At 69.1% G+C, this 16,690-nt stretch carries 12 protein-coding genes and 1 tRNA gene; 9 read left to right on the plus strand and 4 right to left on the minus strand.

The genetic code is table 11. From position 1 onward, the window contains the following. Positions 1-283: 283 nt before the first annotated feature. Complete coding sequence (locus NLI01S_RS26190; RefSeq protein WP_223809064.1) at positions 284-1,216, minus strand: CHRD domain-containing protein; 933 nt, start codon at positions 1,214-1,216, stop codon at positions 284-286. Positions 1,217-1,490: 274 nt separating this feature from the next. On the opposite strand from NLI01S_RS26190, the gene NLI01S_RS01745 reads away from it, so the two are divergent. The 7 genes from NLI01S_RS01745 to NLI01S_RS01775 all read left to right on the plus strand — a co-directional run bounded on the left by NLI01S_RS01745 (position 1,491) and on the right by NLI01S_RS01775 (position 11,500). Continuing rightward, positions 1,491-2,735 (plus strand): hypothetical protein, encoded by a 1,245-nt coding sequence (locus NLI01S_RS01745; protein ID WP_067598421.1) that lies wholly within the window; start codon positions 1,491-1,493, stop codon positions 2,733-2,735. Between the two features lie 263 nt (positions 2,736-2,998). Next, complete coding sequence (locus NLI01S_RS01750; RefSeq protein ID WP_067598034.1) at positions 2,999-3,763, plus strand: L,D-transpeptidase family protein; 765 nt, start codon at positions 2,999-3,001, stop codon at positions 3,761-3,763. An 87-nt stretch (positions 3,764-3,850) separates the two neighbouring features. Continuing rightward, complete coding sequence (locus NLI01S_RS01755; protein ID WP_067598037.1) at positions 3,851-4,597, plus strand: protein phosphatase 2C domain-containing protein; 747 nt, start codon at positions 3,851-3,853, stop codon at positions 4,595-4,597. 466 nt (positions 4,598-5,063) lie between these two features. After that, positions 5,064-5,513, plus strand: a complete 450-nt coding sequence (locus NLI01S_RS01760; protein ID WP_067598040.1) for a hypothetical protein — start codon at positions 5,064-5,066, stop codon at positions 5,511-5,513. Positions 5,514-5,993: 480 nt separating this feature from the next. Beyond that, entirely contained in the window at positions 5,994-7,268 is a 1,275-nt protein-coding gene (locus NLI01S_RS01765) for a multidrug effflux MFS transporter (RefSeq protein WP_067598043.1), read from the plus strand. A gap of 101 nt (positions 7,269-7,369) precedes the next feature. Next, positions 7,370-10,144, plus strand: coding sequence for a DEAD/DEAH box helicase family protein (locus NLI01S_RS01770; protein ID WP_067598047.1), 2,775 nt, complete (start codon positions 7,370-7,372; stop codon positions 10,142-10,144). A 291-nt stretch (positions 10,145-10,435) separates the two neighbouring features. After that, positions 10,436-11,500, plus strand: coding sequence for a hypothetical protein (locus NLI01S_RS01775; protein ID WP_223809065.1), 1,065 nt, complete (start codon positions 10,436-10,438; stop codon positions 11,498-11,500). A 74-nt stretch (positions 11,501-11,574) separates the two neighbouring features. Here NLI01S_RS01775 and NLI01S_RS01780 read toward each other — a convergent pair whose 3' ends face one another. Beyond that, positions 11,575-12,822 carry a D-arabinono-1,4-lactone oxidase gene (locus NLI01S_RS01780; RefSeq protein WP_067598054.1) on the minus strand — a complete coding sequence of 416 codons (1,248 nt, stop codon included), beginning with the start codon at positions 12,820-12,822 and terminating at the stop codon, positions 11,575-11,577. A gap of 142 nt (positions 12,823-12,964) precedes the next feature. On the opposite strand from NLI01S_RS01780, the gene NLI01S_RS01785 reads away from it, so the two are divergent. Beyond that, entirely contained in the window at positions 12,965-13,276 is a 312-nt protein-coding gene (locus tag NLI01S_RS01785) for a hypothetical protein (protein ID WP_067598057.1), read from the plus strand. A gap of 192 nt (positions 13,277-13,468) precedes the next feature. On the opposite strand, the gene NLI01S_RS01790 is transcribed toward NLI01S_RS01785, so the two are convergent. Together NLI01S_RS01790 and NLI01S_RS01795 are read right to left on the minus strand one after the other, a co-directional pair. Then, positions 13,469-13,544 (minus strand) — tRNA-Arg (locus NLI01S_RS01790). A gap of 149 nt (positions 13,545-13,693) precedes the next feature. Then, a complete protein-coding gene (locus NLI01S_RS01795; protein ID WP_067598060.1) occupies positions 13,694-14,944 on the minus strand; it encodes an aspartate aminotransferase family protein in 1,251 nt (416 codons plus the stop codon). A gap of 140 nt (positions 14,945-15,084) precedes the next feature. Between NLI01S_RS01795 and NLI01S_RS01800 the strand changes: the two genes are divergently transcribed. Beyond that, positions 15,085-16,551, plus strand: a complete 1,467-nt coding sequence (locus NLI01S_RS01800; protein WP_067598063.1) for an NAD-dependent succinate-semialdehyde dehydrogenase — start codon at positions 15,085-15,087, stop codon at positions 16,549-16,551. Positions 16,552-16,690: the final 139 nt, after the last annotated feature.

Consider the following 16,690-nt stretch of genomic DNA (forward strand, 5'->3'; position numbering starts at 1 on the left):
CCGGTAGGTCGGGCGGCCGTCGTGGGCACTAGTGCCGGCGGTGCCGGTAACGCCCAGAGGTGCTACTTCAAGGTGTGGACACGCCGATATCCCCACCCCGCCCGACAACCCCCAAGAACCAGAGCCCCCACCCGCCCCGGCCACCTCCACCCCCTGGAATCACTCATCTAGGGGATCAGGGATTCTCGGTCCGTCCTCGCATGGACGTGGCGGAGACCCGATCGTTCGGGGCCCCGCCACGTCGCCTCGCGGCCGAAGGTTCGGCCGTCATGGTGTGGATCGGTCACTCGGTGCTTCCGCCACCGTCTTCGGTTCCGGTGCCGCCACCGGAACCTTCACCACCTTCGGTTCCGGTGCCGGTGCCGTCGCCTTCGGTGCCGGTATCACCGCCGGAACCCTCTTCACCACCGCTACCGCCCTCGGAGCCGGTGTCACTCTCGGAGCCGCTACCGTCACCGGACCCGCTTCCCTCCTCGGACCCGCTGCCCTCTTCACCGCCGGCCCCCTCGCCACCGGAGCCCTCACCACCGGAGCCCTCGCTGCCGCCGGAGCCTTCCTCGGAACCACTCTCCTCGGCCGGGAGCTGTCCGCGGACCGCCCCGTCCGGGTAGTCGGCGGTGTGCGTGTCGACGTAGAAGTTCTCGGGGTTCTCCTCGATCTGGGCGACCGTGAAGCCCTCACCGGTGTCCGTGCCCTCTTCCGCGTCCTCCTCACCGGTGGTGAAGGGTCCCTGCACGCAACCAGAGCCGACCGAGGTGCCCTCGCCCTGGTCCTCCGGGTCGGGGAAGACCACACGCGGCGGACCGAACTCGCCTTCGGCCGCCTCGTGAAGATGGGTCGCGGTATCGGCCGAGCTCTCGAAGGGTTCGGTGACGCCGGAGAGCTCGATGTCGTAGCAGATGATCTCCTCATCGCTGTTGAGCCGCAGTCCGTAGGTCCCAGTCGCGCCCTCCTCGCCGTCGACCGACTGGTTCTCGGCGTCGACGACCATGTCCGGGGTCGCGTCGACCGTGAACTCGCTGGTGAACGTCTCGGGCTCTTGGACCTCCTGCCCGCCGTCCCCTTCGGAGCCCTCGGTCTCCTCCGTTCCTCCCGTTCCCTCGGTCTCCTCGGCCTGCTCCGTCGGCTCCATCCCCTCGGTCTGCTCCGCGTGCGCGACCGTCGACTGCGTCGCGGCCAGTAGACCCGCGGCGGCCGCGGCCATCGTCACGGTCATCCGCCCCACCGTCATCCTCATATCCGCTTCCCCTCATTCGGTGAAATGTGCGCGGACCCTCCTTTATGCAACGGGAATCGCTCCGACACTCACTCTGAGCCATCAACTCTCGGCAAAAACACCACATCTCCGCATCGCGGAACTGATGTTCGGCTCGCTTCGTACCCTCGGACCTCGGGAACGTGTTCCCCCGGAACCCCGTGCCTTGGGCGGTCATCGGAACGTGGTGGAACGCGGTCCGATATCGCCGGACCTGAGCGAGGAGAGGGACATCTTGACGGCAGATCTCGACCAGGCGTGGCGGGCCTTGGAGTCCGGTGACGTGGGCTCCGCGGTGAACTCACTACGTGGAGGGGCGGACGACCTCCGCCCGGCGGACGTCGGGCGCTTCGTGGGCGCGGTCGGACGCGCGGCGAACCTTCCCGACCTCAGCACGGCGGCGGAGGCGTTGGTGGAACGACCGGACGCCCCGCAGGCCTGCCACGACTTCGGTTACGCGTGTCTGGAGGCGGGCCTGCCGCACCTGGCGATCCCCGCGCTGCGAACGGGCCGGGCGAACGCGCCGGAGGCCGCCCCGATCCTGTGGGAACTCACCTCGGCGCTGGAGGACCTGGAGCGCCACGAGGACGCCGTACACGCGCTACGGACCTGGGACGGACCACTTCCGGACTGGCCCGGCGGATACCTCCTGGCGTACAACACGCTGTGCTCCGGCGACATCGACGTCGCACGCGAGCTCCTCGACCATCTCTCCACCCCCGAGGACGAGTCCTGGGATCTGGCCCACCACCGGATCACCCTCATGGTGGAAAGGGCCGAGGTGGCCCGGGAGACCGGTCCCATGGACCATCGTGATCTGCGTGGATGGCATTTCGCGCTGACGGGCGCCGTCCTGGGCCGGATTTCTCCACATGGTTTCGACGAGGGGATGGCCGGACGATTCGCCTACCTCGGCGACGGCTACGAGAGCTGTCGCACCGGGATCGCCGACCTCGTCGCGGTACTCGCCGCCGGCGGTCACGCTCCCGACGCGGTGATGCCCTTGCCGGACCGCTCCAGCCTCATCCTGGGGCTCGCCACCGCGCGACTGCTCGACCTGCCCGTTGTCCCGGTCGAGCCGGAACGCTCGGACGCCTTGGTCGTGGCCTACGACCTCACCGACACCGACATGGAACTTCGTCGGTCCCTCGTTCCTCGTTCGCCCGGTCAGGTCCTGTTCGAGCACGCTTCCTGCTGGTCCGATCCACCCGGTGTCGCCGCCGACGTGGTCTCGGTGCTGCACCAGACCGTGAACCCTCCCTGGGGCGGAAGCCTCCGCGTCGTGGACGGCGATCTCGTCCGGGACCCGGTCGACGAGCGTCCCGATGAGGAGATCGCCGAGGAGATCGTCGCGGTCGAACCGCGGGAGGGCGACCCCGAGGTGGTGCCCTTCACCGAGGCGGTGGCACGGAGGTGGGCGGACGGACCGAGGCTGCCCTCGATGACCTCCGGACCGGTGCGCAGCTCCAAGTTCGTCTGAGTTCCCGCCCCGACCCGGTGTCCCGGGTCTGGGCGGGCCGGTCGGTGGGTCGGGCCGGCGAATGGGCGAATGGACGAATGGTCGTGGTACCGGGTTGAAGCGCCTTGGGTGACCGTCGATCGACCGTCCCCACGGGCCATGCGTCTCGATTCGCCGGGCTTGGAACGCCACGACCTGCGACGTCGATTCGGGGTCGATTCGAGTTGTCCACAGGTTCCGGGGCGAAGACACGGGAAACCCGAATCTGTGGGTAAATGGAACGTATGGTCTCCCCTCGATCACTCTTCGCCAGGAACCCCGTCCGAACGACCCTCCTCCTCGGCCCGGCCTGTGCCCTGGCCTTGGGCACCTCCCTGATCGCCTCCCCGGCGCACGCCGTACCGGCCCCGGCCCCCACCTCCGCGCCGGCCCCGTCCGCCACCGCGATCACCTCGGAATTGCGGCCCGGTGACTCCGGTGAGCAGGTGCGCGCCCTCCAGGAACGGCTGAACGAACTCGGCTACTGGATCGACGGTTCGGACGGCGAGTTCGGCATGCACACCGAACACGCGGTCCTGGCCCTGCAAAAGGCCGCCGGCATCGACCGGGACGGCATCGTCGGCCCGGCCACCCGCGGTGCCCTCGACGAGGGCACCGTCCCCTCCGCCTCCTCCGATTCCGGCTCGGTGGTGGAGATCGACCTGGAACGGCAGTTGCTTCTGGTCGTCACCGACGGCGAGGTCCAGCGCGTCATCCACACCTCCACCGGTTCAGGTCAGCCCTACGAGGGCTCCGACGGCGACGAGCGGATCGCCGTCACCCCGGAGGGCTCCTACCCGGTCTTCCGTGAGGTCGACTCCTGGGACCCAGGACCCTACGGAGCGCTCTACCGACCCAAGTACTTCAACGGCGGCATCGCCGTGCACGGCTACCCGAGCGTCCCCGCGCAGCCGGCCTCCAGAGGTTGCGCCCGGGTCAGCCTGGCCGCCATGGACTGGTTGTGGGAGCAGGGACACCTGGACATCCACGCCACCGTCCTGGTGCGCTGAACCGATCGTCCACGCGGGGTCGGCCGGTGTGATCCGGACGACCCCGCCGGCACGGATGCGGGCTCTTGTCCCGGGTAGGACCGTTCCGTGCCCTTCCTCCTCGCCACCGAAGCCGGTGCCCCCGACCATCCCAACGAGGACTTCGCCGCGGTCACCACCACGTCCGCTGTGCTGCTCGATGGTGTCAGCGCCCCTCAGGATGAGGACAACGGTTGTTCGCACGGGGTCGCCTGGTACACGCGCAGGCTCGGGGCCCTGCTGTTGGCGGGGGTGGACTCCGGCCTCCCGATGCGCGAGGCGCTGGCGGAGGCGATCACGGCCGTGTCCGCCGCGCACGCGGGGACCTGCGACCTCACCGTTCAGGAGTCACCTTCGGCGACGGTGGTCGCGGTCCGTGTGCACGACGACGCCCTGGAGTACCTGGTGTTGTCCGATTCCGTGCTGCTGTCCCAGGACGACGGCCGAACCCGGGTGGTGGCCGACACGCGTCTCGACGACCTGCGCCCACGTGTGGGCCCGGGTACCGCGATCAGGGCCTGGCGCAACGTTCCGAACGGGTTCTGGACGGCGGGTGCCGATCCACGGGCCGCCGAAGAGGCGCTGACCGGCACGCTGCCCCGGGCGCCGTTCCTGGCGATGACCGACGGGGCGAGCCGGTCGGTGGAGGTCTTCGAGGACCTCTCCTGGTCCGAGATCTTCGCGTTGGCCCGGGAGCAGGGCCCCGATGCCCTGCTGAAGCGGGTGCGCGCCCTGGAAGGGGCCGACCCGTCGGGCCTCCGGTTCCCGCGTGGCAAGGTCCGGGACGACGCGACCGCCCTCTGGTGGAGCCCCTGACCTGGGACCGTTCGTGGTGGGAGCACCGACCATGGAAGCCCTAGTTTCGGCCTGGCCTGATATCCAGTTTCGGACATTCAATTCTATCCACGAGAAAGATCGTTTCCTCGACACGCCAGAGTGAACAGGGAAAAGAAAGTTACCGACATTACAGACGTTTTTGTCGATACACCAGATCACCTTTGCTCTGGTTCCCTGGAAAAGTCCTCAACGGGACGTCACGTACCGAAGCCCCCCTGCCCGAGAGAGACGTACGCCTCCCGTGAACCTGGGCGGCAAGCGCTTTCGCGCGTCCTCTTCATCCGGTACATTTCCCTGTAACCGATCGGTCGGTGTTCCCGCCACAACATCCCAATCCGACGGTCGACGTTCACGAAACACCCTTGTCCGCGCTCGTGTCGTACGAGCGCGGGAGCACCCTTTCCATGCCCTTGGCCGTCATCACGACAGCCGAAAAGGAGACCGAGTGAGTGTCCCAGACCTCCTCGAACCGACAGGCCCGAACCGTTCGCTGTACAGGTCCGGTCGGGTGGCCCGCGTCCGGGTCGACCTCATGAGCACGCCCACGACCGACGCCCACTCCGAATCGGAGCAGCGCCCCAACCCCAGGGACGCCCGCGACCCTGCGGAGTTCCTGCTGACCATGCGCCGCTACCTCGCCTGGGCCGGTGACTGGTCCTACCTGGAACTGGAGTACAAGTGCGGCGGTGTGGTCAGCGCCGAAAAGTTCCGCCGGGCCCTTGAGGGCACCGAGCTCCCCGGCTACGTGTTCCTGATGGCCTTCGTGACCGCCTGCGTCGGCACCGACGAGGGCGAACGTCTGCGGTGGGCCACCGCCTGGCACCGACTGCGCCGCGCGGCCCGTGCCGCCGAGGACGCCCGGTTGCGCGCGGCCTCGGAGCAGGACCAGAGCTGACCACTCGCCTGGGACCGTGACGGGCACCGGTCCCAGGCGACGTCCCTCGGAGAGCCGACGTCTCCTCGGAGAGCGCGGTGGGTCCCGCGCCGAATCGTTCGGGTGGCACATTCCCGAGCCGGCGACCGGTCGACCCCGCGCGGCCTCACCCCTTCCATCCTCGGAGTCCTGAGCACAACGCCCGCTTCGATCGGCTCCGACACGCGATGAAGGGCGTCCCCGCGACCCGACGAGCAGGTGGGTGAGCGCGCTCACGGATACGGGAAACCCGCAGTGGCAGGGTTTGTGGGCCTGTGGTTCGGATCACCCGGAATCCTTGGTCAAGTCGGGATCACCATCCCTTGGACATCCGTTGCACGCGGAAGTGTCCCCACGTCGGGCACATCCCAGGTGCCCCACCCGAAGGTGGCTCACGGCGCCGACCCAACACACGACCCCCGGGTCGCCCTGTACCTTCTTCCACCCTGTTCTGGAGGGCTCGTGAGCCTGACCACTGTGCGCCCGAACGCGGGCCCCAACGTACGCACCAACGTGCGCTCGGACACCGCCGTCGCGACTCCGACGCGGCCCACGACGCTGCTCGTACTCGTCCTGGCCGCGCTGTCCGCGATCGGGCCGCTCGCCACCGACCTGTACCTGCCGGCACTCCCGCAGATCGCCGCCGACCTGGGGTCGAGCGAATCCCGGGTGAAGCTCACCCTGACCGCCGTCATGGCCGGCCTGGCCCTGGGTCAGCTGGTCGCGGGTCCTCTCAGCGACCGTTGGGGGCGCCGTATGCCCCTCCTGGTCGGCACCGGTGTGTTCACCGCGGTGACCTTCGCGATCATGTTCGTGACGTCGACCGAGACGTTCATGGTGCTGCGGTTCGTGCAGGGGCTGGCCGCGGCGGCCGGCCTGGTGGTGTCCCGCGCGGTCGTGCGAGACGTGTTCCACGGCGACACCGCCGCCACCTTCTTCTCCCGGTTGATGCTGGTCACCGGGCTGGCGCCCATGCTCGGTCCGCTGCTCGGAGGGCAGCTCCTGTACCTGGGCCCTTGGCAGCTGATCTTCGGGACGCTGGGCCTGGCCGGCGCTCTCACGTTCGCGCTGGTGTACTTCTCCCTCCCGGAGAGCCTTCCCGAGGAGCGTCGCACCAGGCAGGACCCGCGTGTGCTCGCCCGGACCTTCGTTCGACTGCTGAGCGACCCCGGTTTCATCGCACCCACCGCCGTCCTGGCGTTGAGCTTCGGGATGAGCTTCACCTACATCTCGGCGTTCTCCTTCGTTTCACAGAACCAGTTCGACGCGACCGCCCAGCAGTTCAGTCTGGTCTTCGGGGTGACCACTCTCGGGATGATCCTCGGCAACCAGGTGAACGTGGCGCTGATCCGACGGATGGAGCTGCGCCGTCGGCTGGGCGTGGGGCTCCTGGGCGCCATCGCCTCGGTGCTGGTCATGGGTCTCCTGGCGGTCTCCGGGCACGCCGACCTGCTGAACGTCACCGCCGCGCTGTTCGTGATGATGCTCTTCACCGGGCTGATCTCGCCCAACGCCACGGCGATGGCACTCTCCGGGCAGCCCTCGGAGATCGCCGGAACGAGCTCGGCGCTGCTGGGCACGCTCCAGTTCGCGGTGGGCTCCGGCCTCGCGGCCACCGCCGGCCTGACCGGCGCCGCCACCCTGGGCAGCATGACCACGGTGATGCTGCTGACCGCGGTGGGCGCGCTGGCGGTGTTCCTGTACGCCGCCCGCCGCACCCCCGCCCCGGCCGTCTGAACGAACCCGACTCCGAGGGCCCCGACGTCGACGCGTCGGGGCCCTCTGCGCGTCCGGCCCCGGACCGGTGGGTTCGGAACCCTCCCACCTACCCTGGGAGGATGTCCGAAACGGCGATGACGATGGCGGAGGCCACTTGGCCCGGGGAGCTTCGTCCCTACCAACTCTCCGCCCTCGACGAGGTGGACCGCCGTTGGGGCCGTGGGGACCGGCGGACCTGGATCGTGCTCCCGCCGGGCTCGGGCAAGACCCTCGTCGGGCTGGAGGCCGCCCGAAGGCTGGGACGCCGAACCGTGGTGCTGGCGCCCAACACCGCCATCCAGGGCCAGTGGATCCGGCACTGGGAATCCTTCGAACGCCCCAAGGGCTGTGACGCCGGCGGTGACCGTTCACTGGGGGACGCCGTCAACGTGCTCACCTACCAGTCCCTGGCGGTCTTCGACCCCGACGCCGAAACGGACGACGAGGGACGCTCACCCACCCCCGTCAGTGACCGGCTGCACCCCAACGGCCGCGCCCTGATCGACGCCCTGCACGACGCGGGCCCGCTCACCCTTCTGCTCGACGAGTGCCATCACCTGTTGCAGGTGTGGGGTCGTCTTCTCGCCGAGATCCTCGACGAACTCCCGGACGCACACGTGATCGGGTTGACCGGCACACCGGCGGGCAGTCTCACCGGTACCGAACGCGATCTCGTCGACCGACTCTTCGCATCGCCCATCACCGGCGCGTCCATTCCCGCCCTGGTCCGCGACGGCTACCTGGCGCCCTTCGCCGAGCTCGTGTACGTCGTCGAACCCGCCCTCACCGAACACGAGTACCTCGCCGGTCAGGGCACCCGGTTCAGCACGATGTGCACCGACCTGCTCGAACCCGGGTTCGCGAGCACCGACTTCCTGCCCTGGTTGGACGCCCGTTTCGTCTCCCGCGACACCGCCGAGGGTGGGCGCCTGGGATGGGGGACCCTCGCCACGGACGACCCCGAACTCACCGACGCCGTGCTGCGGCTGCACCACGAGGGGCTGATCGCCCGACCGGACGGCGCCCGCGTGTACGAACAACATCGGCACCCGCCACGGGCGCAGGACTGGACGAGGCTGATCGGGGACTACGCCCACCACTGCCTGGACCCCGACACTCCACAGGACAAGGAGGCACGCGAACGGATCCGCGCCGCCCTGCCCTCCGTGGGATACCACCTGACCCGCCGTGGAATCCGCAGGGGCGCCTCACCGGTGGACCGGGTGCTGGCTCGCAGCTCCGCCAAGTCCCTGGCCACCGTGGACATCCTCGCCACGGAACGGGACGCCGTCGGAACGCGACTGCGCGCCCTGGTGCTGTGCGACCACGAGCGCGCCACCGCCCGAACCCCCGCGACGCTGCGCGGGGTGCTTGCCGACGACGCCGGTTCGGCCTGGCTCCAGGTGGCCCGGCTGGCCGAGGATCCTCGCACCCGCGACCTGGATCCCGTTCTGGTCACCGGACGCACCGTCGCCGCCGGTGCCGGCACCGCGACGGCGCTGCTGGACTTCGCCCGCGCGGAAGCGCCCAAGGCCGACCTTTCCATCCGTGAGCTGGACGGTCTGCACGTGGTCGAGGGTTCCTGGTCCTCGCGCACCTGGGTGGGGGTGGTGACGCGTTTCCTGGAAAGCGGACGTTCCCAGGTCCTGGTGGGCACGCGTGCCCTGCTAGGCGAGGGGTGGGACGCGCGCGGGGTCAACACGGTGGTGGACCTGACCACCGCCACCACCCCCACCGCCGTGGTGCAGAGCCGGGGGCGTGCGCTGCGGCTGGACCCGGAGTGGCCGGAGAAGGTCGCGCACACCTGGACCGTGGTGTGCGTGAGCCACGAACATCCGCGCGGGTCGGCCGACTGGGACCGGTTCGTGCGCAAACACGAGGGCTACCTGGGTGTGGGCGCCGACGGTGCGGTGATGAGCGGGGTCGCGCATGTGGACCCCGAGCTCTCGCCCTACGAACCGCCCACGGAGACGGCCCCGCTCAACACGCGAATGCTGGAGCGGGCGACCGATCGGGACGGCACCCGGGACCGATGGCGGCTCGGTACCGGCTACGAGGACACCTTGCTGCCGACGTTGCGGGTGTACGAGCGGCGAGAGCGCCGGGCCGAGACCACGGAAGCCGGAGTGGACGTGGCCGTGCCCGGACCACCCGAGGTGCTGGTGGGCGAACGGGGTATCGTGCCCACGCCCCGACGTCTCCCCGCGGGCCGGGACCTGCTTCCCACATGGGTGCTCGGTTCGCTCATGGCCGTGTGCCTGGTGGCGACGGCCTTCACAACGTGGCCGATCGCGCTCGCCCTCGTCTTCGGTACGGCCGCGGGCGTCCACTGGTGGCGGGCTCTCGGCCGGACCCACCGAGAGGCCGCACGTCTCAGATCCTTGGCACGCCGGCCGGTGGACACCTCCCGCTACGCGTGCGCGGTCGCCGAGGCCTTGTGTTCGGCGGACCTGTCCGACACCGGAGCGCGAGGGGTACGTGTGCACGTGGACACCGACGGGGTGTACCGGTTCACCCTGACCGACCCGGCTTCCGCGGAATTGTTCGCCGAATCCCTGGACGAGGTCCTCGCGCCCCTGATCGGCGACCCGCGCTATCTGATCCCCCGGCATGTGCTCACCACACCGACCGAGGGGGCGGGGGAAGACGCCACCATGGCGGTCCTGCACGCGGTGCCCTCGGCCCTGGCCCGCAACAAGAAGGGGGCGCTGGCCTTCGAGCGGGCGTGGAACCGGTGGGTCTCCCTGGGCGAGGCGGTGCACACGCGCAACGAGACGGGCCGGGCCCTACTGGCCGCGCACCAGGGCAGCGCACCGTTGGAAGTAACCACCGCCCGCCGCCTGGTCTGGGACTGAACGCGCCTTCAGACGCCCATCTTCGAGAACGGTTCACGCGAATTCCTCATCAATAGGAAAACATTACAAGCACCTCCTTTCGGAAAACGAGAATTAGTTATCCGATCGTCTCTCAAAGGAGTGCTTTAATCTCGCTTTACCGATCTAGCATCAATTGTCGGCGAATGCCCATGCGGTGAGAACCGGTGTGCTCGTTCGCCGTCGCCGCAGCCCAGCCGCTTCCAGTGCGCGTGCGACATCCCCCACCGGTCGTGGAACGGAAACGACCGGATGAGACGAAGTGAGGGTTCCTTGGCTCCCCGATCCCCCGAACACTCCCTACGCGCTGCCCAGGGCGCCGTGGCCTTCATCGCCTTCGGCGCGCTCACCCTGGCGGCGGCCCCCGCCCACGCCGACACCGGAGAGGTCGGTTACGCACGGGCGCACATCGCCGATGATGCCCGCATCCAGTTGTTCGGTCCTCGGGGCGGTGACGTCCACGGCACCTATCGCTACCTGGACGCCTACGAGGACGAGATCTTCGCCGACTCCCGGACCAGCATCCTGGTGGACGTGGACACGGACGAACTCTTCTCACGTGTGCTCTTCGAGGAACTGCGCGTCGAACTCACCAAGGGCGACGTCGAGGCCATGCGTGAGGCGGCCTCCGGTGGCGTCTCCCGACCGGGCTTGGAGAACGCTGAGGGTTCCTCCGAAGAGCCCGTCCTCCATGCCTCCTTCACCGGCACCACGATCGAGACGCATCGGAACTGGGCCGGCGACGAGGAGTTCGTCCACGACGCGGGCGAGAGCTCCGTGGAGGTGAACGAGATCGGCGCCGAGTTCTCGTTCGTCACCAACACCTCCCCCTGGGAGGAGAGCATCGAAGGCACGCCCCTGTGGGGCGCCCACCACTCCCTCGAACTCGTCGTGGACTTCCCCGAGGAGGGGTTCAGCGTCACCTACGGGATCGGGGACACCTGGGTCGCAGGCGACCTTCCGCCCGAGGAAGACGACGGAGACGAAGGCGGGGAGGACGACGAGAACGAAGGTGGGGACGGGGGCGACACCGGCGGCGAGGAGGGCGGCAAAGGTGACACCGATCCCGATGAGTCCGAGGATTCCGATGACGAGGGCGACCAGGACGAGCAGGGCGATCAGGGCGGCTCCGACCCCGAGAAGGACACTGAGGCCCCGGCCGACGAGAAGCCCGGCAAGGAAGACGACCTGGCCCGGACCGGTGTGCCCGTCCTCGGCCTGATCGCCGCAGGCACCGCGATCGCCGCCGGGGGTGGCGCCGCCGCCTACCTGGCCCGCCGCAGGAAGAACTCCGCTCCGGAAAAGGCGACGAACACCCCGGAGAACGCCGAGGGTTGATCCCGTCGAGGACCTCTGGGCACGTGTGAAGTACCAACGGGGCGGCCCGTCACAGGGCCGCCCCGTTCCCGTTCTCAGGACCGGGGAAAGTAGGAGTCCACGAAGGGGTTGCGGAACTTCCCGGTCGGGTCGAAGCGCTCCAGCAGGCCGGCGAAGTCGGCCGCCCGTTCGTACCTACCGACGACCTCCAGGGGCCGCAGTGTCGTGAGCTTGCCCCAGTGCGGGCGCGCGCCCAGCGGGGCGAGCCGTTCCTCCACCTCCCGAAGGACCGGGGTCACCGCCTCCGGGTTCCGATGCCAGGTGAAGTGGAAGGTCACCGAGTCGCGGCCGTGAGCGGGGCTCAGCCACAGGTCATCGGCGCGGACCGTGCGCACCTCCCCGACGTACAGCACCGGGGCGACGCGATGGCCGATCTCTGCGAGCGCCGCGAAGGCCTCGGGAGCGGCTTCCCGAGGCAGGTAGAGCTCGGACTGGAGTTCGGCACCGGCGCTCGGGGGCAGTTCCGGACGAAAGTGCGGCAGCCGATCACACCACGGGCCGGGCACGTCCAGCTGTTCGGTGGCGGGTTCGGTGGGCCACCCCGGGACCGGGTGCTGGGGAACGTTCGCCGTACGTCCGCCGGACCACGCGTCCCCGGGCTCGTCCACGCGTCGCTTCAGCCAGACCCTTCCGGTTCGCTCGCGCCAGTCGGTGAACAGGCTGACACTGTAGGCGGCCCCGAAGACAGCGTCGAAGTTCTCCGCGACCTCGTCCAGGGGCACGTCGAGTCGGACCCGCTGGGAGACCTCGAAGGTGGGTTCGGTCTCCAGGGTGAGCCGGGTGACGATCCCCAACGCGCCGAGCGCCACGACCGCTCCGGGAAAGGCGTCGTCGCCCCGGCCCAACCGGACCGTCTCCCCATCGGCGCCCATCAGTTCGATCTCGCGGACCGCCGCGGCCAGGCACCGTTGTCGGTCACCGGACCCATGCGTGCCGGTGGCGCAGGAGCCAGCCACCGAGATGTGCGGCAACGACGCCAGGTTGCCCAGCGCGAGCCCCCTCCGGTGCAGCTCTGCGGCCAGGTCCGCGTACCGGGTGCCACCGGAGACGGTGACGGTGTCCCCGCCGACCTCGATCTCCTTGGGGAGCGCGTCCAACCGGACCAGGTCGTGTTCGGAATCCGCGACCTGGTTGAAGGAGTGCCCGCTGCCCAACGCCCGAATCCGTGTGGTCTGCCGAACCAGGGACGAGAGTTCGTCGACACTGGCCGGCCGGTGGATACGCGGGCTGGTGTAGGTGAGGTTGCCGGCCCAGTTACGGGCCGGCGTGGTCGAGGCGGTCATGGGGCCTCCAGAGGGGGTCACCATCTGGGAGCGTTCCCAGAGTTCGGATCGGGCACGCTACCAGACCGGCCTTCCGAGCCAACGGCAACCGAAGAGGGCATGGGAGCGTCCTACCCGGCGTCCCCCGGCATCGAGGAGAACCATGTCCCCCGTCCAGATCATCCGCACCGTGGCCACCGCCCTGATCGCCGCTGGTGGTGCACTCGGACTGGTCCCCACCGGCCCCTGCGGAGCGGGCTGGTGGTCCTTCCCCATGCCTCGTGGATATGCCGGCTTCGGATCGTTCAACAGCGAGGACCTGCCCCACCAGACCACCATCGGGCTGAGCGGGTGCGAAACGGCCTTGGCCCCGGTGGGTTCGTGGGCCATCGCCCTGATCGCGGCCGGTATCGCGCTGCTCGTGACCCTACGAATGAACGCCCGGAACAGAACGACGGAGAAGCCGCAGGAGTAGGCGAGAAGTTCCGGTGGCACCGAAGAAACCACCCGAGCCGATCCCACGATCCGGACGGCTGTGGGTTCGATGCGCCACAAAAGAAGCCGCCCGGGCTGCTTGCGCAGTTCGGGCGGCTGCGGGTTCAAGGCAGCACAAAAGCGACCGCCGGGCTGCTTGCACATACCCGGCGGTCGCTCCACTGTCTCAAGGTGGCGCACTCGGGAGGATTCGAACCCCCAACCTTCTGATCCGTAGTCAGATGCTCTATCCATTGAGCTACGAGTGCAGGTTTTCAGTTGTGTGTCGCTTGTTCGAGCTGCGCTCTCCCTTGCGACGTCTCCGACTCTATCACGCCATGGGAGTGGGTTCGCTCCAATTATCGGTGTGACGCGGGCCATGCGGACGCCGCCGGTGGGCCGGCGGCGTCCGGGCAGGTCAGACCGCTTCCTCCACGGAGGCCGCCCACAGTTCGAGGGCGGTGTCGACCTGGTCGCCGTCGACGATCAGCGCCGGGATGAACCGGACGACGTTGCCGGCCGGGCCGCAGGTCAGCAGAAGCAGACCGTTCTGGGCGGCGGCCTGCTGGGCACGCTGGGCGGTCTCCCCGTCGGGTGAACCATCGGCCTTCACGAACTCGCAGGCCTGCATCAGGCCGCGACCCCGCACGTCGCCGATGGCCGGGTTGGCCTCGGCGATCTTGGCCAGACCTTGCTGGAGGCGCTCGCCCTGGCGGGCGGCGTTCTCCACCAGCCCCTCTTCCTGGATGACGTCCAGGGTGGCCAGGGCACCGGCGCAGGCGACGGCGTTGCCGCCGTAGGTCCCGCCCTGGGATCCCGGCCAGGCCTTGTCCATGATCGCGCTGGAAGCGGCGATGGCGGAGAGCGGGAACCCGCTGGCGAGCCCCTTGGCCGTGATGACGATGTCCGGGCGAACGCCGGAGGGCTCGTGCCCCCAGAACGTTCCGGTGCGGCCGAAACCGGTCTGCACCTCGTCCAGGACCAGCAGGAACCCGTGCTGGTCGGCGCGCTCGCGCAGGCCTTGGAGGAACGCGTCCGGGACGGGAACGTAGCCGCCCTCTCCGAGGACCGGTTCGATGAACACCGCCGCGGTGTCCTTGGGCGAGGTGACCGTGGCGAACTGGTAGTCGAGCTCGCGCAGGGCGTAGGCGACGGCGTCGGCCTCGGACATGCCCAGCCGGTAGGCGTACGGGAAGGGCGTTACCACGACACCGGGGACGAGCGGCCCGATGCCCGCGCGGATCTTGGTGCCGGAGGTGGTCAGGGAGGCGGCGCCCATGGTGCGCCCGTGGAAGGAGCCCTGGAAGACGACGGCGTTCTGGCGTCCGGTGGCCTGGCGGGCCAGGCGCAGGGCCGCTTCGACCGCCTCACTGCCGGAGTTGACGTAGAACAGCCGATCGACGCCCTCGGGCAGGACCTCGCCGAGGCGTTCGGTGAGTCGCAGCAGGGGACGATGCATAACGGTGGTGTACTGGCCGTGGATCAGGGTCGCGACCTGTTCCTGGGCGGCGGCGACCACCTTGGGGTGGCAGTGTCCGGTGCTGGTCACACCGATCCCGGCCGTGAAGTCCAGGAAACGGCGGTCGTCCTCGTCGTAGATGTAGACACCCTCACCTCGTGCGGCGACGACCGGGGTCGCCTGCTTGAGGACCGGGGAAAGCTCCGCCATGCGATGGCCTCAATTCCTTGTATCGGGTTCCGTAGGATTGTTGACAATCGACACTGCTATGGAAACATCCGGGACGCGGCGGTGTCCAGCGGACGCACGCCGGGCAGTTCTCTGACCACAAGTCGACTGAGGAGCAAGACATGTCGGATCGGGAAGCACGGGTCGTCGCACAGGTGAACAAGATGCTCTTCCTCGGGGGGAAGTGGCGTGAGGCGTCCACGGGGTCCACATTCCCCGTGGAGGACCCTTCCACCCGCAAGGTTCTGTGCGATGTCGCCGACGCGGGTAAGGAGGACGGCCTCGAAGCATTGGACGTCGCGACGCGTGTCCAGCCGGAGTGGGCCAAGACCTCGCCCCGGGAGCGCGGCGAGATCCTGTACCGGAGCTACCAACTGCTGATGGAGCGCCAGGAGGACTTGGCGGTTCTGATGACCCTAGAGATGGGCAAGCCACTCGCGGAGGCACGCGGCGAGATCGCCTACGCCGCCGAGTTCTTCCGCTGGTTCTCCGAGGAGGCCGTGCGGGTCGAGGGTGGTTTCTCCATCTCACCGGACGGTAAGTCGCGATTCCTCGTCATGCGACAGCCGGTCGGCCCCTGCATGCTCATCACCCCTTGGAACTTCCCCATGGCGATGGGAACCCGCAAGATCGGGCCGGCCATCGCGGCGGGGTGCACGATGATCCTCAAGCCGGCCCAGCAGACCCCTCTGTCGGCGCTGGCCCTGGCCGACATCCTCACCGAGGCGGGTCTGCCGGAAGGGGTCCTGAGCGTCCTGCCCACCACGGACGCGGGCGGGCTCACCGAACCCCTGCTCACCGACGGCCGGATCCGCAAGGTGTCGTTCACGGGATCGACGGCGGTGGGCCGCAAGCTGCTGGAGCAGAGCGCCGGCCAGGTACTGCGCACCTCCATGGAGCTGGGCGGCAACGCGCCCTTCATCGTCTTCGACGACGCCGACCTGGACGCGGCCGTGGACGGTGCGATGCTCGCCAAGATGCGCAACATCGGGGAGGCGTGCACGGCGGCCAACCGGATCTACGCCCAGTCGGGAATCGCGGAGGAGTTCTCGGCCCGGCTCAGCGAGCGCATGGGCGCGCTCCGGTCGGGCCGTGGGGTGGAGGACAACGTGGACGTGGGTCCGCTGATCGACGAGAAGGCTCGGCGGAAGGTGCAGGACCTGGTCGACGACGCCGTCGAACGTGGGGCGAACGTACTGGTGGGCGGCGGCCCCGGGGAGGGTCCCGGGCACTTCTACCAGCCGACGGTGCTGGCGAACGTGCCGTTCGCGGCGGAGCTGTCCACCACCGAGATCTTCGGCCCGGTGGCCCCGGTGATGCCCTTCGACACCGAGGAGGAAGTGCTCCACGCCGCCAACGACACCGAGTACGGCCTGGTCAGCTACCTGTACACGCGGGACCTGAACCGTGCGTTCCGGGTCAGTGAGGCCCTGGAGACCGGCATGGTCGGCCTGAACCAGGGTGTGGTCTCCAACCCGGCGGCCCCGTTCGGCGGGGTGAAGCACTCCGGCCTGGGACGCGAAGGTGGCCGGGTCGGTATCGACGAGTTCCTCGACATGAAGTACGTCGGGATCGGCGGGCTTTCCTAGTCGAACCCGGTCGAACACTCGGGCATGGGCCGCCGCGCTTCGGAGCACGGCGGCCCTTTTCGCGGCCGACCCGGAAGGAGCGCGGCTTCCCATCACCGCCACGGCGAGGGGCCGGGTACCGCACGTCGCGACACCCGGC

The sequence above is a fragment of the Nocardiopsis listeri NBRC 13360 genome (assembly GCF_001570765.1).
GTDB lineage: Bacteria > Actinomycetota > Actinomycetes > Streptosporangiales > Streptosporangiaceae > Nocardiopsis > Nocardiopsis listeri.